This is a genomic window from Tropicimonas sp. S265A, from assembly GCF_049800835.1.
In the GTDB taxonomy this organism is placed as follows: domain Bacteria; phylum Pseudomonadota; class Alphaproteobacteria; order Rhodobacterales; family Rhodobacteraceae; genus Dinoroseobacter.
On record NZ_JBNAFU010000001.1, the window covers coordinates 768,986 to 788,358 of the forward strand.

General features: G+C 61.9%; 25 protein-coding genes. All 25 read left to right on the forward strand.

Annotated elements, in window-relative coordinates:
- The 25 genes from nifN to ACP15N_RS03900 all read left to right on the forward strand — a co-directional run bounded on the left by nifN (window position 1) and on the right by ACP15N_RS03900 (window position 19,273).
- The gene (nifN, locus tag ACP15N_RS03780) at window positions 1–1,386 is read left to right on the forward strand and encodes a nitrogenase iron-molybdenum cofactor biosynthesis protein NifN (protein WP_425090881.1); all 1,386 of its coding nucleotides are present in this window, start codon (window positions 1–3) and stop codon (window positions 1,384–1,386) included.
- Window positions 1,361–1,843 (forward strand): nitrogen fixation protein NifX, encoded by a 483-nt coding sequence (gene nifX / locus ACP15N_RS03785; protein ID WP_425090882.1) that lies wholly within the window; start codon window positions 1,361–1,363, stop codon window positions 1,841–1,843. Before nifN ends, nifX begins: the two co-directional genes overlap by 26 nt.
- Window positions 1,843–2,316 carry a NifX-associated nitrogen fixation protein gene (locus tag ACP15N_RS03790; RefSeq protein WP_425090883.1) on the forward strand — a complete coding sequence of 158 codons (474 nt, stop codon included), beginning with the start codon at window positions 1,843–1,845 and terminating at the stop codon, window positions 2,314–2,316. Before nifX ends, ACP15N_RS03790 begins: the two co-directional genes overlap by 1 nt.
- 19 nt (window positions 2,317–2,335) lie before the next feature.
- Window positions 2,336–2,545, forward strand: a complete 210-nt coding sequence (locus ACP15N_RS03795) for a CCE_0567 family metalloprotein (protein ID WP_425090884.1) — start codon at window positions 2,336–2,338, stop codon at window positions 2,543–2,545.
- A gap of 2 nt (window positions 2,546–2,547) precedes the next feature.
- Window positions 2,548–2,853 (forward strand): ferredoxin III, nif-specific, encoded by a 306-nt coding sequence (gene fdxB, locus ACP15N_RS03800; protein ID WP_425090885.1) that lies wholly within the window; start codon window positions 2,548–2,550, stop codon window positions 2,851–2,853.
- Complete coding sequence (locus tag ACP15N_RS03805) at window positions 2,837–3,391, forward strand: nitrogen fixation protein NifQ (protein ID WP_425090886.1); 555 nt, start codon at window positions 2,837–2,839, stop codon at window positions 3,389–3,391. Before fdxB ends, ACP15N_RS03805 begins: the two co-directional genes overlap by 17 nt.
- Entirely contained in the window at window positions 3,378–3,833 is a 456-nt protein-coding gene (locus ACP15N_RS03810; RefSeq protein ID WP_425090887.1) for a hypothetical protein, read from the forward strand. The genes ACP15N_RS03805 and ACP15N_RS03810 overlap by 14 nt, the downstream gene beginning before the upstream one ends.
- 200 nt (window positions 3,834–4,033) lie before the next feature.
- Window positions 4,034–4,354: a HesB/IscA family protein gene (locus ACP15N_RS03815; RefSeq protein ID WP_425090888.1), complete on the forward strand. Its 321-nt coding sequence runs from the start codon at window positions 4,034–4,036 to the stop codon at window positions 4,352–4,354.
- A gap of 15 nt (window positions 4,355–4,369) precedes the next feature.
- Window positions 4,370–5,407 (forward strand): Fe-S cluster assembly protein NifU, encoded by a 1,038-nt coding sequence (gene nifU, locus ACP15N_RS03820; RefSeq protein WP_425090889.1) that lies wholly within the window; start codon window positions 4,370–4,372, stop codon window positions 5,405–5,407.
- 11 nt (window positions 5,408–5,418) lie between these two features.
- The gene (gene nifS / locus ACP15N_RS03825) at window positions 5,419–6,636 is read left to right on the forward strand and encodes a cysteine desulfurase NifS (RefSeq protein ID WP_425090890.1); all 1,218 of its coding nucleotides are present in this window, start codon (window positions 5,419–5,421) and stop codon (window positions 6,634–6,636) included.
- Window positions 6,637–6,649: 13 nt separating this feature from the next.
- Window positions 6,650–7,825 carry a homocitrate synthase gene (gene nifV / locus ACP15N_RS03830; RefSeq protein WP_425090891.1) on the forward strand — a complete coding sequence of 392 codons (1,176 nt, stop codon included), beginning with the start codon at window positions 6,650–6,652 and terminating at the stop codon, window positions 7,823–7,825.
- Window position 7,826: 1 nt separating this feature from the next.
- Window positions 7,827–8,567: a serine O-acetyltransferase gene (gene cysE, locus ACP15N_RS03835; RefSeq protein ID WP_425090892.1), complete on the forward strand. Its 741-nt coding sequence runs from the start codon at window positions 7,827–7,829 to the stop codon at window positions 8,565–8,567.
- Window positions 8,560–8,907, forward strand: a complete 348-nt coding sequence (nifW, locus tag ACP15N_RS03840; RefSeq protein WP_425090893.1) for a nitrogenase stabilizing/protective protein NifW — start codon at window positions 8,560–8,562, stop codon at window positions 8,905–8,907. Before cysE ends, nifW begins: the two co-directional genes overlap by 8 nt.
- Window positions 8,904–9,650, forward strand: a complete 747-nt coding sequence (gene modA, locus ACP15N_RS03845) for a molybdate ABC transporter substrate-binding protein (protein ID WP_425090894.1) — start codon at window positions 8,904–8,906, stop codon at window positions 9,648–9,650. The genes nifW and modA overlap by 4 nt, the downstream gene beginning before the upstream one ends.
- Window positions 9,647–10,348 (forward strand): molybdate ABC transporter permease subunit, encoded by a 702-nt coding sequence (modB, locus tag ACP15N_RS03850; protein ID WP_425090895.1) that lies wholly within the window; start codon window positions 9,647–9,649, stop codon window positions 10,346–10,348. The genes modA and modB overlap by 4 nt, the downstream gene beginning before the upstream one ends.
- Window positions 10,345–11,061 carry an ATP-binding cassette domain-containing protein gene (locus ACP15N_RS03855; RefSeq protein ID WP_425090896.1) on the forward strand — a complete coding sequence of 239 codons (717 nt, stop codon included), beginning with the start codon at window positions 10,345–10,347 and terminating at the stop codon, window positions 11,059–11,061. Before modB ends, ACP15N_RS03855 begins: the two co-directional genes overlap by 4 nt.
- 241 nt (window positions 11,062–11,302) lie before the next feature.
- Window positions 11,303–11,791 (forward strand): bacterioferritin, encoded by a 489-nt coding sequence (gene bfr / locus ACP15N_RS03860; RefSeq protein WP_425090897.1) that lies wholly within the window; start codon window positions 11,303–11,305, stop codon window positions 11,789–11,791.
- A 146-nt stretch (window positions 11,792–11,937) separates the two neighbouring features.
- On the forward strand, window positions 11,938–13,230 hold the full coding sequence (rpoN, locus tag ACP15N_RS03865; RefSeq protein ID WP_425090898.1) for an RNA polymerase factor sigma-54: 1,293 nt from the start codon (window positions 11,938–11,940) through the stop codon (window positions 13,228–13,230).
- A 269-nt stretch (window positions 13,231–13,499) separates the two neighbouring features.
- Window positions 13,500–15,266, forward strand: coding sequence for a nif-specific transcriptional activator NifA (nifA, locus tag ACP15N_RS03870; RefSeq protein ID WP_425090899.1), 1,767 nt, complete (start codon window positions 13,500–13,502; stop codon window positions 15,264–15,266).
- 168 nt (window positions 15,267–15,434) lie between these two features.
- On the forward strand, window positions 15,435–16,913 hold the full coding sequence (nifB, locus tag ACP15N_RS03875; protein WP_425090900.1) for a nitrogenase cofactor biosynthesis protein NifB: 1,479 nt from the start codon (window positions 15,435–15,437) through the stop codon (window positions 16,911–16,913).
- Window positions 16,914–16,937: 24 nt separating this feature from the next.
- The gene (locus ACP15N_RS03880) at window positions 16,938–17,132 is read left to right on the forward strand and encodes a 4Fe-4S binding protein (RefSeq protein WP_425090901.1); all 195 of its coding nucleotides are present in this window, start codon (window positions 16,938–16,940) and stop codon (window positions 17,130–17,132) included.
- 4 nt (window positions 17,133–17,136) lie between these two features.
- On the forward strand, window positions 17,137–17,880 hold the full coding sequence (locus ACP15N_RS03885; RefSeq protein ID WP_425090902.1) for a 4Fe4S-binding leucine-rich repeat protein: 744 nt from the start codon (window positions 17,137–17,139) through the stop codon (window positions 17,878–17,880).
- Between the two features lie 5 nt (window positions 17,881–17,885).
- Entirely contained in the window at window positions 17,886–18,227 is a 342-nt protein-coding gene (locus ACP15N_RS03890) for a nitrogen fixation protein NifZ (RefSeq protein ID WP_425090903.1), read from the forward strand.
- Window positions 18,224–18,442: a putative nitrogen fixation protein NifT gene (nifT, locus tag ACP15N_RS03895; protein WP_425090904.1), complete on the forward strand. Its 219-nt coding sequence runs from the start codon at window positions 18,224–18,226 to the stop codon at window positions 18,440–18,442. The genes ACP15N_RS03890 and nifT overlap by 4 nt, the downstream gene beginning before the upstream one ends.
- Window positions 18,443–18,445: 3 nt before the next feature.
- Window positions 18,446–19,273, forward strand: a complete 828-nt coding sequence (locus ACP15N_RS03900) for an SIR2 family NAD-dependent protein deacylase (protein WP_425090905.1) — start codon at window positions 18,446–18,448, stop codon at window positions 19,271–19,273.
- The last annotated feature ends 100 nt before the right edge of the window (window positions 19,274–19,373 follow it).

Consider the following 19,373-nt stretch of genomic DNA (forward strand, 5'->3'; position numbering starts at 1 on the left):
ATGGCAACACTGGTTCACCCGAAACGTGCTCTGTCCACAATGCCATTGAAAAGTTCGGCGCCGCTGGGGGCCGCGCTTGCCTATCTGGGGATCGAGAAAGCCGTTCCGTTGTTTCACGGCTCCCAGGGCTGCACTGCCTTCGCGATGGTGCATCTGGTGCGCCACTTCAAGGAAGCAGTGCCACTGCAAACAACGGCCATGAACGAGGTCTCGACGATCCTTGGCGGAGCGGACCAGATCGAAGAGGCGATTGAAAACCTGCGCAAGAAAGCAGATCCGAAGTTCATCGGGATTGCCTCGACTGCGCTGACCGAAACGCGGGGCGAGGACGTGCCGGGCGAGTTGAAGGAAATCCTGAACCGCCGCACGGATTTTGCGGGCACCAGGGTGGTCTATGCCTCCACCCCGGACTTCGATGGTGCGCTTCAGGACGGTTGGGCGAAGGCGGTTGAGGCGATCATCGACGCGCTTCTGCCGCACCAGCACGAACGTGACACCGACCTGCGCCAGGTCAACCTTCTGACCGGCAGCCACCTGACCCCCGCCGATGTTGAGGAACTCTCCCGGCTGGTGCGGTTTTTCGGGCTGACGCCGGTCATCCTGCCGGATATCTCCACCTCTCTCGACGGCCATGTAAGTGACGATTGGTCGGGCGCGTCCCTCGGGGGCACACCGGTTGAAGACATCGCAAGGATCGGGCGCAGCGCCTACACGCTGGCCATCGGCAACCAGATGGAGCGGGCCGCGCGCTTGATCGAGGATCGCGCGCTTGTGCCGTATCGGGTATTTCCAACCGTCACCGGGCTCAAGCCCACGGACGCTTTTGTACGCACTCTCATGGCGCTGTCGGGCGTTCAGGACCCACCGCTGGCGATCAAACGCGACCGCGCCCGCCTGATGGATGCCGCGCTCGATGCGCACTTCCATATCGGTGACGTGAAGGTCGCGATCGGGGCCGACCCCGACCTGATGTTCAGCCTGAGCCACGCGTTGACCTCGCTGGGGGCAAAGATCGTGACCGCCGTGACAACATCCCAGCACAGTTCCGTCTTCGACCATATGCCGTGCGACGAAGTCATTCTGGGGGATCTTGGCGATCTGGAACGCAGCGCCCGCGCAAATGCAGCCGACATCGTGCTGACGCATTCGCATGGCCGGCACGTCTCGGCCGCGCTGGACAAACCGCTGATGCGCGTCGGCTTCCCGATCTTCGACCGTATCGGCGCGCAGGATGTCTGCCGTGTCGGTTATCGCGGCAGCCGGGCGTTCTACTACGAGATCGCCAACATCATGCAGGCGCAACATCATCGCGCGCAGCCTCAAGATTTCGGCGCCGCCCCCATTCCAGAGGAGTTCGAACATGTCCCGCACGCTACGCGTCATTGATGACAAGAGACCCAGACCCAAGGAGAAACCGCTTCGGGTGGCAATTGCCACCAATGACATGGAGCATCTCAACGCCCATTTCGGATCGGCCAAGAAGTTCGCGGTCTATGATGTCTGGACGGCAGGATATCAGTTCATCGCGGCGCACGAATTCGACAACGTGACCCAGCAGAAGGGCAAGCATGACGATGTCGATGACAAGATCACACCCAAGGTCGAGGCTCTGAACGACTGCGCGCTGCTATTCGCACTTGCCGTGGGCGGGCCATCGGCTGCCAAGCTCGTGCGCGCGGGTGTGCACCCGATCAAGCGCAAGGATCCCGAGGTGATCGACGATGTGCTGGCACAGGTGCAGACCATGCTGCAAGGCACCCCCCCGCCGTTTCTGAGGAAAATCCTCGGCACCTACGAAAAACCCGATTTCATGGACGACTATGACCTTGAGGAGACCGTCTGATGACACCCGATACCCTGAACACCCCACGCGGCGGTGAGATGGTCGAAAGCGATTTTCTCAAGCAACTGGCCGCCGTCATTCGTGCCGAGGACAGCTATGGACAATGGGACGGCAAGACAGATGCCGACATCATGGCCGAGTTCATCGTCACCAAGGAAGAACGCCGCGAGATTCCCATCATCGGCGACCCGGATCCGGACGTGATGTGGCGTGTGAGCAAGTTCTACGATGCCATTGGATTGATGATCGAAAAACGCACCGGCTGCATGGCCAGCCAGATGCAGAAAATGTCCCATGAAGGCTTTGGCCGTGTGGTTCTGATCGCAGGTAAGCTGGTTGTGGTGTCAAAACACCTGCGCGACATCCATCGGTTCGGCTTCGAAAGCTGGGAAAAGCTGGCCGAAGGCGGCGAAAAGCTCATCGCTTCGGCAGCCGAAACCATTGATGCACACCCGGCTGCGGCCCGCGGCTGAGCCAAGAAAGGACGAGTCGATGACGCTCGAAGAGTTGGAAAAGAAGGTCAAGAAACTGTCGATGCGTGCCACCGACGCCAAGATGAACCTGCATGACCTGGCCGAAGAACTGCCCGTGGACTACGAGAAGATCCCGGAAACCGCAGAAGCCACGTTCAACGTTTACAAGGAGCTCACAGCCGCGCGCAAAGAGCTCAAGGCGGCCAAGAAAGCCGCCGCCGAGGTTTAGCCATGCCAACGGTTGCCTATACACGCGGCGGTGCGGAATACGTTCCCGAATTCCTTATGGCCATCGACCCGGAAAAATGCATCGGCTGTGGTCGCTGCTTCAAGGTCTGCGGTCGTGACGTGATGACGCTTTTCGGCCTGACCGAAGATGGTGATCTCGTTCAACCGGGAACCGAAGACTACGACGACGTGGAAGACGAGATCGTTAAATCCGTCATGAACATGGTCGCACCCGACAAATGCATCGGTTGCGGCGCGTGTGCCCGCGTCTGCCCGTCGGATTGCCAAACCCATGCAGCCCTGGATTGAAGCCGGATTTGACGCCCGCCAGGGCATCTGCCCGGACATGCGCACGATCTCTGATTTCTGCTGCATCCTCGATCATGCTTTGGCCGAACGGGATGCGGGCCGTGGGCCTCTGACGGAACGGCTGGGCCTCTCCGGGATGCAAATTGCGCAGTTGCGGGATCGGTGGGCGCCCCACGCGCGGTTGCCGGACCTTGATCTGCCGGCCCCCGAAGCGCCCGAAGATCAACGCGCCATCGGAACCCTGATCGCCTTGCGCAGTGGCCTGCCCTCTTCTGAGGCGCGCTGGCTTACCCCGATCCTTGCCCGGCGCGCGATGGAGCCCCGCCACCTCTGGGAAGACCTGGGATTGCCATCGCGCCTTGCGCTGTCCGACCTGATTTCCCGCATCCTTCCAGGCCTCGCAAAAGCAAACGCACGCAACATGCGCTGGAAAAAGTTCTTCTACCGCCAGATCTGCGCGGACACAGCCTTTTCGCTTTGCCTGTCGCCGAGCTGCGAAGCCTGCGACGAACGGTCAGACTGCTTTGCCTCCGATTGACCCGGACACCCTACTGGCCGGTGCCGATGCGGCCATCTCGCGGTCCGAGCAAACCGCCGATACGATCGCGCGCGCGACCAGGCATGCCCCCCTTGATATCGATATCCGGCTCGCCGCCTACCGGTTCTACTTTTACACCCATGATTTCAGGAGAGCGGCGGAAGAGGCGCGTGTCATCCTCGCGCACACGGCGCGGCAACTGAATATCCCGCAGGACTGGGCGCTGGTCAGCGCACAGGATGCGCCGTTCACAGAACATCGCTTCCAGCCCGGTCTGTACCTGCAGGCGCTGATCGGCTGGGGGTACTGCCTGGCGCGCATGGGCGATCTCGATGGCGCGACCGCAGTCTGGTCCAAAGCCGCAAAGCTGGATCCGACAGACCGGTTTGGCGGTGCTTGGCTGCTCGACAGGATCAAGGCGCACGAGGACGAAGACGCGTAAGGGACGCGCCCCGCCCCGCGCCGATACTCAGCGTGCCGATCCGACACAAACGAATGTCGCGAACGTGCCAATGTCGTGTCACTCCGCGGGCTCAAGACCTTAAGGCTTTGTAAAAATTACCTTTCACAACTTGGCACGTTCTTTGCTGAAGCAATGGAAAGGCCAACAAATGCCCCGCACCATAGCCAAGGAGTGACCCCATGATCGAGATTACCGAACCCGCCCGCAGCGCTATCAAGGCGGCCATCGACGGCGCGGGGCAACCTGTGGCGGGCTTGCGCGTCATGGTGCAGGGCGGCGGCTGCGCCGGGATGAAATACGGGATGGCGCTCGAACTCGAACAGCAGTCCGACGACGCGGTCATCGACGCGGGTGAGGTCAGGGTTCTTGTCGATCCCGAAAGCCAGGCGGTCCTGTCAGGGACGACAATCGATTTCGTCTCAGGCCTCGAAGGCTCCGGATTTGTTTTCAACAACCCCAACGCCTCCAGCTCCTGCGGCTGCGGCAAATCCTTCTGCTAAACGGAGACGCGGTCCATGTGGGATTACAGCGACAAGGTCAAAGAACACTTCTTCAACCCCAAGAATGCCGGCGCATTGGCGGATGCCAACGCCGTGGGCGAGGTCGGCAGCCTGTCCTGCGGGGATGCTCTGAAGCTGATGCTGAAGGTCAATCCCGACACCGATATCATCGAAGACGCGAAGTTCCAGACCTTCGGGTGTGGCTCGGCCATCGCGTCCTCGTCCGCGCTGACAGAACTGATCATCGGGAAAACGATCACCGACGCTCGCAAGCTGACCAACCAGGACATTGCGGATTTCCTCGAAGGTCTTCCGCCGGAGAAAATGCATTGCTCTGTCATGGGGCAGGAGGCGCTGCAAGCCGCCGTCGCGGCCTACACCGGTGAAGAGCTGGACGAGGACGACCACGAAGAAGGCGCGCTGATCTGCAAATGCTTCGGCGTCGATGCCGGCATGATCGAACGCGCGATCCGCACGAACAAGCTTACCACGCTTGAGATGGTCACCTTCTACACCAAGGCGGGCGGCGGCTGTAACTCGTGCCGCGAACCGCTCGAAGAACTTTTGGCCGACACCAATGCGGCCATGGTGGCCGAAGGCGAGATCAAGGCAGACGAAGCCTACATCTTCGGCGCGGCCCCGGTTTCGCAAAAGCCGAAACCACAGGGGTTCATCATCCCTGACCAGCCCCCGGTGCCACAGCAGCCCGCGCAGCCTTCCGCGCCGGTTCAGATCGACATGCCGGTGATGGCATCGCCTGCGCCGGCGCCTGCAACGGCGCCTGCTGCCGAAGCCGCGCCCGCCTCCACAGGCATGAGCATGGCCAAGGAGGCCATCGTTGCCGCCCGCATCATCGAAAAGTTGCGCCCGGTCTTCCGCCGCGACGGCGGGGATGTGGAACTGGTCGACATGGAAGGTTCCATGGTGCTGGTCCATCTCACCGGCGCGTGCTCGGGCTGCCAACTCGCAAGCCAGACGCTGGGTGGCATTCAACAGAAACTCTCCGAGGCACTTGGCCGGTCCATCCGCGTCATGCCCGTGGCCAAAGTCTGAGGATCAGGACGATGAAAGATCTGACACAGGACCCCGTCTATCTCGACAACAACGCCACGACGCGCGTCTTCCCCGAAGTGGTTGAGGCGATGCTGCCTTACTTTTCGGACCAATTCGGCAATGCCTCGTCCATCCATGCCTTCGGGTCCGAGGTTGGCGGCGCGCTGCGCAAGGCGCGCAAGGCCGTGCAAGCCCTGATCGGGGCGGAATTCGACCACGAGGTCATATTCACCTCCGGTGGATCGGAGTCCAACAACACGGCCATACGATCTGCACTGGCTGTGCAACCCGGCCGGACCGAAGTCATCACATCAACGGTAGAACACCCCGCTATCCTGTCGCTCTGTGACTGGCTGGAAAAGCACGAAGGCATAACGGTTCACCGCATCCCGGTCGATAAACAGGGGCGGCTGGACATCGAGGCATACCGTGAAGCCCTGTCGGAAAAGGTCGCTGTCGTCAGTTTCATGTGGGCCAACAACGAGACCGGTACCGTGTTTCCGGTGGATGGGCTAGCCGAGTTGGCCCACGAGGTCGGTGCACTGTTTCACACCGACGCCGTGCAGGCCGTTGGCAAACTGCCGATCGATCTCAAATCGACCGAAATCGACATGCTTTCCTTGTCCTCGCACAAGTTCCATGGCCCCAAGGGGCTTGGCGCGCTCTATTTGCGCAAGGGCACCCGCTTCCGCCCGCTGATGCGCGGCGGTCACCAGGAACGCGGACGCAGGGCAGGCACGGAGAACGCGCCCGCCATCGTTGGCCTGGGCCGCGCTGCGGAGATGGCGCTTGAAACGCTCCAGGAGGACGCCAAGCGCATGGCTGGCCTGCGGGACCGGCTCGAAAAAGGTCTGGTCCAGCAAATCGGGCACTGCTTTGTCACCGGCGACCCGCTTGACCGGTTGCCCAACACGGCGACCGTTGCTTTCGAGTTCATCGAAGGCGAAGCGATCCTGCTGAAACTCAACCAGGCGGGCATTGCTGCGTCGTCCGGGTCGGCCTGCACCTCCGGGTCGCTGGAACCCAGCCACGTTCTGCGCGCCATGGACATACCGTTCACTGCGGCCCATGGCGCGATCCGCTTCTCGCTGTCGCGCGAGACGACAGATGCCGATGTGGACCGCGTGCTTGAGGTGATGCCTGAAATCATCTCCGGCCTGCGCGACATGTCTCCGTTCTGGAGCGAGGACGGCGCGCAGCCGGACGGCTTCAATCCGGAATACGCGTAAGGCTGCTCTGATCATGGCTCCTGCCCCGCCCTCCTCAGCACCTTCACCGCGCCGCGTGTTCCTGTGCGACACGACCTTGCGCGACGGCGAACAGACGGCGGGCGTGGCGTTTTCACTTGATGAAAAGCGTGCCATCGCTCGGGCGCTGGACAGCGCGGGCGTGGCCGAGATAGAAGCCGGTATCGCCGCCATGGGCGATGAAGAAGTCGCCGAAATCCGGGTCATTGTATCCGAGATCCGGAACGCGGTGCCGGTCGTCTGGTGCCGCTTGCGCGAACATGACCTCGACATGGCGGCGCGATGCGAGGTCACGCGCGTGCATTTCGCAGTGCCGACCTCCGAGGCGCAACTGGCCGGAAAGCTTCGCGCGGATCGGCTATGGGCCCTGTCGGAAACCGACCGACTGGTGCGCCTTGCCACCCAGCGTGGGTATCAGGTGTCGGTGGGCGCCGAAGACGCGAGCCGGACAGACATCGATTTTCTGGTTGATCTGGCCAATACGGCAGCGCGCGCAGGCGCGATCCGCTATCGCATCGCAGACACGCTGGGTATCCTGCACCCGATGGCGACGTATGGGTTGGTCAGCAACCTTGTCGAACGCGTCGCTTTGCCCATCGAAATCCACGCGCACAATGACTTCGGCATGGCCACGGCCAACACGATCATGGCAGCCACAGCCGGGGCGGATTACCTGTCGGTTACCGTAAATGGCCTTGGTGAACGGGCCGGCAACGCGGCCTTGGAAGAGGTCGCCGCCGCGATGGAAGCGGGCGGCATGGCGACGGGCATCCACCTGCCATCGCTTGCCGATTTGTCAAAAACGGTCGCGCGCGCGTCCGGTCGCGCCTTGCCCGAAGCCAAACCGATTACCGGTGACATGGTCTTTGCCCATGAGGCGGGCATTCACGTGGACGCGATCCTGAAACAGGCCGACACCTACGAAGACCCGCGTTGCGCGCCCGAAAGGTTCGGTCGCGAGCGGCGCATCGTCATCGGCAAGCATTCCGGAACAGCCGGTTTGCGCGCAGCGCTGCGCGCCGCCAACCTGCCCGATGACGAGGCCACCGTGACCGGCCTGAAACCGCTGCTGCGCGACCACGCGATCCGCACGAAACGCCCCGCCACCCCGGAAGATCTGAGCACCTTGCTGCGGCAGTTGCCACCGACCTTCGGACCCGGGGGGCTCTAGAATGGCCAGTTTCACCACCCTGTTGCGCAGCGACTTCTCGGCCATCCGCGAGCGGGACCCGGCAGCAAGGGGGGCGGTCGAAACAATGCTCACCTATCCCGGTCTGCACGCAATGCTCGCCCATCGCATCGCACATGCACTCTGGTGCATTAACTGGCGCAGCGCTGCGCGACTGCTTTCTTACCTCGCGCGTATGGTCACGGCGATCGACATTCACCCCGGCGCGCGCATCGGTCCGGGCTTTTTCATCGATCACGGCGCGGGTGTCGTTATCGGCGAAACCGCTGTCGTGGGCCGGGATGTCACGCTCTATCACGGCGTCACCCTCGGAGGCGTGTCCTGGAACGCGGGAAAACGCCATCCGACCCTCGAAGACCGCGTCATGGTTGGCGCGGGCGCCAAGATACTCGGCCCTATCACGGTCGGCGCGGACGCCCGTATCGGCGCCAACTCGGTTGTCGTGGAAACGGTCCCGCCGGAGACCACGGTCGTCGGCATTCCGGCCCGCATCGTGCAGACCGGAACCGCGCGTTCGAACGATCCCTACCGTGTCGACCTGAACCATCACCTCATGCCCGACCCGGTGGGTCGCACGCTCCTGCGCCTTGCTGATCGCATCGCGTTTCTCGAAGCGCGGCTTGCCGCACGGGACCAAACGGCAGAGGCGCAATGCCCGCCGAGCCCCCCCGCCATTTTCTCAAACCCAGCCCCAAAAGACCTGCAAGGAGACCACCATGCCTAAGGATTTCGAAGAAGCCGGCGTTCTGGACCATATCAACAAGTTGTCCTCCGCTGAGGACATCTTCACCTACCTCTTGTTGCCCTATGAAGCGGAGGTTGTGAACATCTCTCGGCTGCACATCATGAAGCGTTTCGGTGGCTATCTGCGCGATGCGCGCTTTGTCGGCATGGACGAGGAGGAAGTGTTTCTGGAAAGCCGCCAACTGCTCAAACGCGCTTACACCGACTTCGTCGCCAGTACGCCGATTGCGGAAAAGGTCTTCAAGGTTCATCGCGACGAGGACGAAAAACGCCGGAACCGCTTTGTCGGGATCGACACGCTGAAACTGGCCGCCGAGTGACCCGTTTCGCGCGATATCTGACGGGGGCCGTCGCAAGCTGGCTGTCGATGCTGTCATTGGCATTGGCAGACCCGGTTGTTCTTGCTGCGGCCTCCACCAATCGCGCGCTTGATGCAGCCCTGGCTGCGAGCGGGATCAAGGCTGTGACAAGCTACGGCGCGTCAGGCGTGCTCGCCCGCCAGATCGAGCAAGGGGCGCCTGCCGACCTCTTTGTTTCCGCAAATCCGAAATGGATGACGTATCTTGTGGATGCCGGACTGATCGACGCCGAAGCCGTACGCGTGCTGATGTCCAACAGCCTTGTTCTGATCGCCCCCGAAGGTGATACAGGCTGGGCGGGTCTGTCGTTGGATGCCCGCCTTGACGACGAATTCTTCGCCATGGCCGATCCCGCGACCGCCCCCGTCGGCGCCTACGGGCGCGCGGCGCTTGAAGCGCAAGACCTCTGGTCATCGATCGCGCCACATCACGTGCCCACCCGCAACACGCTTGCAACGGTCGCGGCTGTATCCAAGGGCGAAGCGGCGCTTGGCCTCGTGTATGCCAGCGATGCGACCGGTCAGGCCGTTCAGGTGATCCGGGACATTCCAACGGATAGTCACCCCCCGATCCGCTACCTTATCGCACCGGTCGCGCAGGGCTCCGACGCCACCGCCGCAACAGCGCTGCTTGCGTTTCTCGACAGCGACGCGGGTCGGGCCATCCTGTCACGCAATGGATTTCTGGTGGAGACGGGCCCATGACCCTCGGTCTGTCAGAAATGGAACAGGCGGCGCTCGCCCTGTCCATGAGCGCCTCGGCGCAGGCCGTTCTCTGGTCCCTGCCCCTTGCCATCGGGCTTGGCTTGCTTCTCGGGACGAAACGCTTCCCCGGACACGCGGTCCTCAATGCGGTGGTGCACCTGCCGCTTGTCCTGCCACCGGTCGTGCTTGGCTACCTTCTCCTGGTGCTGCTTGGCCGCAATGGTCCGATCGGCGGTCCGCTCTATGAGCTTTTCGGCTGGCGCATCGCGTTCAGCGAAACCGCAGTCATCATCGCGTGTGCGATTGTCGGCTTCCCGTTGATGGTGCGCGCGATCCGCCAGTCCGCCGAGGCGATCGACCCGCGCTACGCGCAAGCGGCGCGCAGCCTGGGCGCTTCCGAAGCCCGTATTTTTGCCTCCGTCACCATTCCGCTTCTGGCCCCCGGTCTGCTGACCGGAACAACACTCGCATTCGCCCGTGCCGTCGGCGAGTTCGGCGCAACCATCACACTGGCAGGCAACATGCCGGGGCGGACGCAAACCCTGCCGCTGGCGCTGTTCACCGTAACCCAAAGCCCGGGCGAGGACATAGCGGCGCTGCGCCTGTGCCTGATCTCGCTTGCCTTGGCGGGAACCGCCTTGTTGGCCTCCGAAGCGCTTGGCCGGCGGCTCTCCCCCCGGGAGGGGCTCGCGGCATGATCACGATTGATCTTCATCACACCCGGGGCCGGTTCTGCCTTGATATCGCTCTCAGCCTGCCCACGCAGGGCATCACGGGCCTGATCGGGCGGTCCGGGTCGGGAAAGTCCACGCTGTTTTCGTGCCTTGCCGGGCATGTCCGCCCGGATGCCGGGCGCATCACGATCAACGGTGACACCCTGTTTGATCACGGCCGCAACATCGACGTGGCCCCGGCGGCACGGGGCATTGGTGTTGTCTTTCAGCAGGGTCTGTTGTTTCCGCACATGTCTGTTGGTCGCAACATCGCATTCGGGGCGCGCCAGCGCGGCAACGCATTCTGGCGCGAGGTGATCGAAACCCTTGATCTTGGTGCGCTCCTCAACGCGCGCCCGGCGCGGCTCTCGGGGGGAGAACGCCAGCGCGCAGCGATTGCGCGCGCGTTGATGGCGGAACCGTCGCTGCTGCTGCTAGACGAGCCGGTCAGCGCGCTGGATGCCGACCTCAAGGCGCGTACGCTGGACCTGATCGCCCGTGTTCAAGACCGCACCCAGATCCCGATGATCTTCATCAGCCACGCCCCCGAGGAAGTGCGCCGCCTGTGCGACCGCGTGGTGATACTCAGCAACGGACGCGCGACGCAGGTTCGCGAAGCCAGCGCGCAGATGCCGTACCCGGCCCCTGCCGCCATGGCGTCAGGCACCGAGCCAGACCTGATCCGGAGGCTTATGTGATCCTATGCTCCTGCACCCGGCTCTCCACCTCGACCCTGCGGCTGGCCATACAGGCCAACTGCGCCAGCCAACCCTATACGGTGGTCACACCCGGCCGCGCATTTCGCATGACAAACCGGCGCATGGAGTGTGGGCGATGCGCCGCGCTGGTCAGCGAAATGGTCTCAAAAGAACTCGCCTGCCTTCAGGCACACCCAGCCCCTCCCCCTGAACAGCGGCCCACCACGGAAAGGACCGACCCATGAAAGGCAACGAAAAAGTCATCGAGTACCTGAACAAGGCGCTGCGGCATGAGCTGACTGCGGTCAGCCAGTATTGGCTGCACTACCGCCTTCAGGAAGACTGGGGCTTTGCAAAGATGGCCAAGAAAAGCCGCGAGGAAAGCATCGAAGAGATGGAACACGCCGACAAACTGATCGAGCGCATCATCTTCCTTGAGGGGCATCCAAACCTCCAGGTGCTCGACCCGCTGCGCATCGGTGAAACGCTCAAGGAAACTATGGAATGCGACCTTGAGGCCGAATACTCCGCGCGGGCCTTGTACAAGGAGGCGCGCGATGTCTGCCGCGTAGCCGGGGACTACGTGACAATGGAGCTTTTCGAGAACCTTATGGGGGATGAAGAAAGCCATATCGACTTCCTCGAAACGCAACTGCAGCTGCAAGACACCATTGGCGAGGCGAATTTCGGCCAGCTGAACGCGGTCTCCGCCGACGAAGTCGAAGGTTAGGAAAACCGGAGCGGCTGTGAGATGATCCCTCTCACGGCAGCCGCTTCACACCTGCCTGCACACTGAAGCAGGCCGACACATTGCGAAAGGGAAGACGCACAAACCCCGTCACGGGGTAACGCGACAAAGAGATAGGTCCAACCGCCATGGAAATGGTTCAGACATTCACCCAGACCCAAACCCAGACCCAGCAGATGAGCGGGCAAATGCTCAACTCGCTGGCCATTCTGGGTATGTCATCGGAGGATCTGGCAGAGTATCTGGCCGAAAAGGCGCAATCCAACCCCTACGTGTCCTATGCTGCGGCCCCCGCGATTGCCGCCCGCAGCAACGAGGATTTTGACGCCGTCGCCCTGCTGTCATCGGATCGACCCAGCCTGATGTCTCATGTTGTCAGCCAGATCGAACTGCATTTCGACGACCCGAGGGAACGCTTGGTTGCCTTGCGTTTTGCAGAGGCATTGGAACCCACGGGCTGGCTGGGTCAATCTGCAGAAACCATAGCACTGCTCGCCTCGGTTCCGTTATCGCTGGCTGAACGGGTACTGTCAGTCCTGCAGGGCTTCGAACCCGCAGGGCTGTTTGCCCGGTCGCTCAAGGAATGCCTGCTTCTTCAGGCGCGCGATGCGGACATTCTGACGTGGGATCTCGAAACCCTGATAGAGAACATCCATCTCGTCGGCGAACGCCGCATGGGCGAACTTGCCGACCTGTGCGACTGTGAACTCTCCGAACTGTCCGACTTGCTGGCGATGGTGCGCGGCCTGAACCCGAAACCCGGCCTTGCGTTTGACCACGTCCCGACGCCTGTGTTTCCGCCCGACCTGATCGTGCGGCGCGGGGAGGATGGTTGGGAGGTCGAACTCAACCGCGCGACATTGCACAAGATCACCGTGCGCCAGGATCGGTTCGAAGATGGACAGGTCGACAAAGAAGCCCGCAAGGAGCGGCGCCGCGCGCTGGCCGAGGCGCGCGCGCTGGCCCTTGCCTTGAACCGCCGCGGCGACACGCTTCTGCGGGCCGCATCGGTCCTCGTGGCGCGCCAATCCGGATTTCTTGAAAAAGGCCCCGAACACCTGGCGCCCCTGACGCTGGAAGATGTGGCGGAAGAACTGGGTTTGCATGCCTCGACGATCAGCCGCGCACTGTCAGGTCGCATGATCCAGACCCCGACCCATGCGCTTCCCCTGCGGGCTTTCTTCTCTCGTGCGGTGGGGCCTGCGGAGAACGGGCAAGCCGTGTCGCGCGACAAGGCGATGGGTTTTGTCGAGACCGCGCTACGCAACGAAAATCCGACCGCACCATTGAGCGACGGAGATATCGTCGACCTTGCGAAAGGGTCAGGCCTGAAAATCGCGCGACGGACAGTGGCCAAGTACAGGATGTCGCTTGGCGTCGCGTCCTCCTACGAACGGCGCAAAAACGCTTTGAGTGCTTGATTCTCAAGCATTCTGCGAATTTGGCGCATTGTGACTCACGACTGCACAATTACTGGCAGACCACGCTGGAAAATCCATCATTTGCCATGCCTCCGACGGCACGCGTCGGCGGAACCCTGCGGCAAAAGAGCCTTTCTGCACCTGCAAAAAGCACCCGGACAGGCGCAGTGTTATGAAACCGTTGGGGATTCGAGGTTTGGCCTGCCAAGCCTCGCCGCGAGATCATTTGGAGTAATCGCCTCCAACGCCAATAAGGAGTACGTCAATCAATGACTGCCTTAGACCCGAACCTTGACACCCTCGCGCACAACTCCCTGGCCTTCGATCAGAGCACCGGGCGAAAACAGGCAATGGATCGCCTTGCTTTGGACGCAATCTACGAAGTGGCCAAGACTTTCGCCAGCGCCGCCGACCCGATTGAAGTTGTACCCGACATTCTGAATGTGCTGTCGTCGTTCCTCGACCTGCGGCACGGCGTTCTTGCGCTCCTGTCGGAGCCGAGCGACCATGCCACGCCCGGCATATCCAACCCCTTCAGGATCGCCGCGACCGCGTTCGCCCGCGATGAAACGGACGACCCGAACGAAGTCCTGTCCGAGCGTGTGGCAAAGGTGGTCTTCCGGTCCGGCGTCCCGCTCATCTCGTTCGATCTGGCGGATGAATTCGGCCAGGATGCGGTACCCCGGCGGTTGCGCGGCGAAGATCAGACGCTGATCGCGGTACCACTGCGAGATCCGGAAAAAACCCATTTCGTCATTGGCCTTCTGGCAGCCTACCGGGGTCATGACTCGACGCAGCCTGCATTGCCCGAAGTCGATGTGCGCGTCCTTACGATGGTGGCCTCACTTCTGGAGCAGGCCCTGCGGTTTCGGCGCCGCATCGCGCTGGACCGGGCGCGCGCGCAAGCCGATACCCGTCGCCTTGTGCAAGCCCTCAAAGGTCAGGCTGAGCGGATCAGCACGCCGGTCAGCCTCGATGGCATTATCGGCGACAGCCCGGCTATTTCCGGTGTGATCGAACAGGTCAAGCGCGTTGCCAATAAACGTACCCCGGTTCTGCTGCGCGGCGAAAGCGGGACAGGCAAGGAACTTTTTGCCCGCGCGGTGCACAGTCAATCGAACCGGTCAAAGGGACCTTTTGTGCGCGTCAACTGCGCGGCCCTCTCGGAGACATTGCTCGAATCCGAGCTTTTCGGTCATGAGAAAGGCGCTTTCACCGGGGCCACCAACCTCAAGAAAGGCCGGTTCGAACTGGCGGATGGCGGGACGCTTTTCCTCGATGAAATCGGCGAGATCAGCCCGACCTTCCAGACCAAGCTGCTGCGCATTCTTCAGGAGGGCGAGTTCGAACGCGTTGGCGGCACACGCACGATGAAGGCGGATGTGCGCGTCGTTGCCGCAACGAACCGCGACCTCGAGGATGCGGTAGCCCAGGGTGATTTTCGCGCCGATCTTTACTTCCGTATCTGCGTCGTACCGATCGTCCTGCCCCCCTTGCGCGACCGGGCCGGGGATATCCGACCGCTGGCACAACTGTTCCTTGACCAGTTCAACAAGTCCAACGGAACGAATGTGCGCTTTGCGCCCGATGCCTTTGATACTATTTGCAAATGCAAGTTTCCCGGCAATGTCCGGGAGCTTGAGAATTGCGTCAACCGCGCGGCATCCCTGTCGGATGGCGAGATCGTGCTGGACAATGAACTGGCCTGTCGCCGCAACGCGTGCCTCTCGGCGGACCTTGCGCGCTTGCAAAACGGCGCATCCCCGATCGGCGGTCTGGCTGTCGGCAGTGTGGTGACACCGTCCGTCGCTCCGGTCGATACCTCGCCCGAGCCTGCGGTTCCGCACCCTCCGCAAGCGTTTGAACGGGGCGAGGTCAATCGCCGCAAGACAGCCAATACCGCGAGGGACGAGCTGGTCGCTGCCATGGAAGAGGCCGGTTGGGTCAAGGCCAAGGCGGCTCGGCTCCTCGGGATGACCCCACGGCAGATCAGTTACGCGTTGCAGAAACACGGCGTCGAAGTCCGAAAAATATAAACAGCCAATGACGCGCAGAATGAACGGCCCGCCAGAACGCGGGCCGTTTTTCGGTTTGGCCATTGTTGGAATACCGACAATCAGACGACATTCCCCGCCGCAGACTTGGCACGCTTCTTGCTGAATACCCCGAGAACCTCTCAATCCATCCGGAAGGAAGTGCCGCCAATGTCCAATGTCATCTCCCTCGACGGTCTGTCTGTTGGCTCGAAAGACACGCTCACCAAAGCCATGGAATCCGACGGTTGTTCGTCCTCGGCCTGCGGATCTTCCGACGCCCCCGAAGACATGGACCCGGCCACCTGGGAGAAGGTCAAAGACCACCCCTGCTACTCCGAAGAAGCGCACCACTATTTCGCCCGTATGCACGTCGCCGTTGCGCCCGCCTGCAATATCCAGTGCAACTACTGCAATCGCAAATACGACTGCGCGAACGAAAGCCGGCCGGGCGTGGTGTCAGAACGTCTGACCCCGGACCAGGCCGCGCGCAAGGTCATCGCGGTCGCAAACGAAATCCCGCAATTGTCCGTTCTTGGCATCGCAGGTCCGGGAGACAGCGCCTATGACTGGCGCAAGACAAAGGCCACGTTCGAGAAGGTGCACGAGCAGCTGCCTGATATCAAACTGTGCCTGTCGACCAATGGCCTCGCCCTGCCCGACCATGTCGACGACCTGCTCGACATGAATATCGATCACGTGACCCTGACCATCAACATGATCGACCCAGAGATCGGCACGAAAATCTACCCGTGGATCTTCTATCAGCACAAACGCCGGACCGGATTGGAAGCCAGCCAGATCCTGCATGAGCGCCAGATGGAAAGCCTCGACCTGCTGCACGAACGCGGGATCCTCGTGAAGGTCAATTCCGTGATGATCCCCGGGATCAACGACAAGCACCTGCTTGAGGTGAACAAGGAGGTCAAGAAGCGCGGCGCCTTCCTGCACAACATCATGCCGCTGATCTCGGCACCGGAACATGGCACGGTCTTTGGACTGGAAGGACAACGCGGTCCGACGGCTGCGGAACTGAAAGAGCTTCAAGACGCCTGCGCAGGCGGGGCGAACCTGATGAAACACTGCCGCCAGTGCCGCGCAGACGCGGTCGGTCTTCTGGGTGAGGACCGCGGGCAGGAATTCACGATGGATCTGGTCCCGGAAGAAGTCACGGTGGATCCGACAAAGCGCGACACCTACCGCGAATGGGTCGCCAAGGAACGCGAAGACCGCCGGGCTGCCGCAGCCGACGCCCAGGCCGAAACCGAAACCGCCGTGGCCGAAGACGCAGAAGCCATGCTGGTCGCCGTGGCCACCAAGGGCGGCGGGCGTATCAACCAGCACTTTGGCCATGCGACGGAATTCCAAGTGTTCGAGGTTGATGCCGAAGGCGTGCGTTTCGTGACCCACCGGCGCTGCGACAACTACTGTGTCGGTGGCTACGGCGAGGACGACAAGTTGGATCTCGTCATCAAGACGCTGGAGGGCATCAGCACGATCCTGTGCGCCAAAATCGGCGACTGCCCGCGCGAAGCGCTGGAAGAGGCCGGGATCGAGGCCATCCAAGAGTATGCCTACGACTACATCGAAACCGCAGTGTCCGCCGTATACCGCACCAAGCGCGGTCTGCCGGCCGCCGAAATCGCCTGATCCCCCCGCAGAAAGGAACCGCCCATGGCCCTTACCATTGTCCAATCCAACTGCACGGTTTGCGGCGCTTGTGAATTCGAATGCCCCAACGCCGCCATCAGCTTCACTGGCGAAACCTACGTCATCGACCCGGAGCTCTGTACCGAATGTGTCGGCACTTTCGACGATCCGCAATGCGCGCAGGTTTGCCCGGTGCCTGAAACCTGCATTCCGGCCTGACCACGTGCCGGATGGACCCGATCCCGTCGATTGGCTGGGTGAACCGCTCGATTGCGGCACCTGCGCCTTTCGTGCGCGGATCGCCTCGGGTCAATGCAACCAGGGCTGGGCATGCGCCCATGATCGCTATGCCAAACGGATCGAGAGGTTCTTCGTTCTCAATCCCGATCTTGCGGATGATTGCCTCGCGATGCCCTACTTCGAGACCCGCATGAACGCCGCGCGCGTGGCGTCCGTCTTTCGCCTGAACCGGCTCTTGACGGACGAGGATGCGGGCGTGCGCGCGATGGCGGTCCTGCGGCTGCCGCGCCAGAACGCCGAACGCAAGATCAAGGATCCCGACCGTCGCGTTCGCATTGCCGTCGCCCATCGTCTGCCGCTTGATCAATTACTCCCGATGATGTCGGACGAAGACAGCTATGTCCGCTCCATCGTCGCGCGGCGGGCCGAGGCTGGCATGCTGCCCGTGATGATCCCCGATGACGATCCCGAAATTCGGCGCATCGTGGCGCGCCGGATCGGGCGGGCGTGGCTCGACCGCTTCCGCAACGATCCCGATCCGCTGGTCCGGCGCCAGGCGGCAGAGCGCAGGCCGGGTTTGTTTGTAGACGACCCCGATATGCGCGTCCGCCACACTGCCGCCGAAAGCGGAGATGAGTCTGCGGCGACCGCGCTGCTGCAAGACCCCGAAGACATCATCCGCGAAACCGCCGCCGAACGGCTGGCTCAACTCAGAACGGAGGCTTGAGGCCCATGTCCACAGACGACAGAGAAATCGAAGTGTACCGAGACCCGATCTACGCCCCCGGAGACAAGGTCATCTCGAAAAAGAACATCAAGAACGACGGCACGATGGCGGGCAAGGAAATCGGCGAGACCGTCGTCAAGAAAGGCGATGTCGGCTATGTGCGCGACATAGGTGTCTTTCTCCAGCAATTCTACATCTATGCGGTCGATTTCGTGGACCGCCAAAGCATTGTCGGCATGCGCGAACGCGAACTAGTCGCTTCGGAGCAACGCGGTTTTGATTGCGATGCCGGTCGGCCGCTGCAATCCCACATTGTCACCCGCCAGCCACTGGAGACGACATCATGAAAGTCATGATCCGCAACACCCCGAAAGGCATGGAAGCCTACGTGCCCAAGAAAGACCTCGAAGAAATGATCGTGGACCAGGAAAAGCCCGATCTCTGGGGCGGCTGGGCCAAGCTGTCGAACGGGTGGGTTTTTGCGATGCCCGCCTTCGACACCCCCCCGAAACTGCCCATCACCATTGACGCGCGGCGCCTTGCGACCGCGGACGAGGATTGAACAATGTCCGAACTCGACACACTTGAGCGCGCCCTGGATGAGGTCGCAGCAGGCAAACGCATCGCGTATCTCGGACCGGGTGTCTCCGCCCTTTCGGGAAGCCAGTTCCCGGCCACACCCGAAGCGCTCTGTGCGCTGATCGAAGAGCAGGTTCGTGCTCCGCGGCGGGCCAGCGGCAATCTCTGGTCGGTTGCGCAATACGTTGAAAGCCGCAAGTTTCGCGCGACTCTCAACAAAATCATCAACGACGCATTCGACGCCGAAACCAAAGCGCCGAACCCGATCCATGACTGGCTAGCGCGCGTGCGACCGCCGATGGTAGTTGACAGCTGGTATGACGACGGCCTCCTGAACGCCTTCGAGGGCACGGACTGGGGGCTGGTTCAGGGCGTCAGCCGCAATGGGGAATGGATCGACATCTTCACCCGCACCTATGACAGCGCGGGGCAAGAGATCGATCAGCCCGATCCTGCCTGGAAAACGCTGCTGTACAAACCCCATGGCTTGGGCAAATCAGGGTCGTCCTTTCTTATGTCCGACAGCGACTATGTGGAGGTGCTCACCGAGATCGACATCCAGCGTCCAATCCCGGAGGAAGTTCAGGAGCGCCGCACAAATCGCCCGTTCCTGTTTCTTGGTTGCCGGTTTGACGACCAGATGCTCCGTACCTTCGCGCGCCAGATCGCCAAACGCTCCGCAGATGGACATATCGCCGTGATGCCGGGGACGCTGACCCGTATGGAGCATCGCTTCCTCGATGAACTGAATATGCAACGCCTCGATTTGCCGCTTTCTGCCGTCGATACCGCGCTTTCGGTACCCGAAGGCTGAGGCGCGCAGGGTTTCACACGTCCATGACTGCCGGCCCCCGTCAAGTGCTGGGGCCGCTTTGCATTTGCCAGCGAACGAAAACGCAACGCAAAGGCGGCAA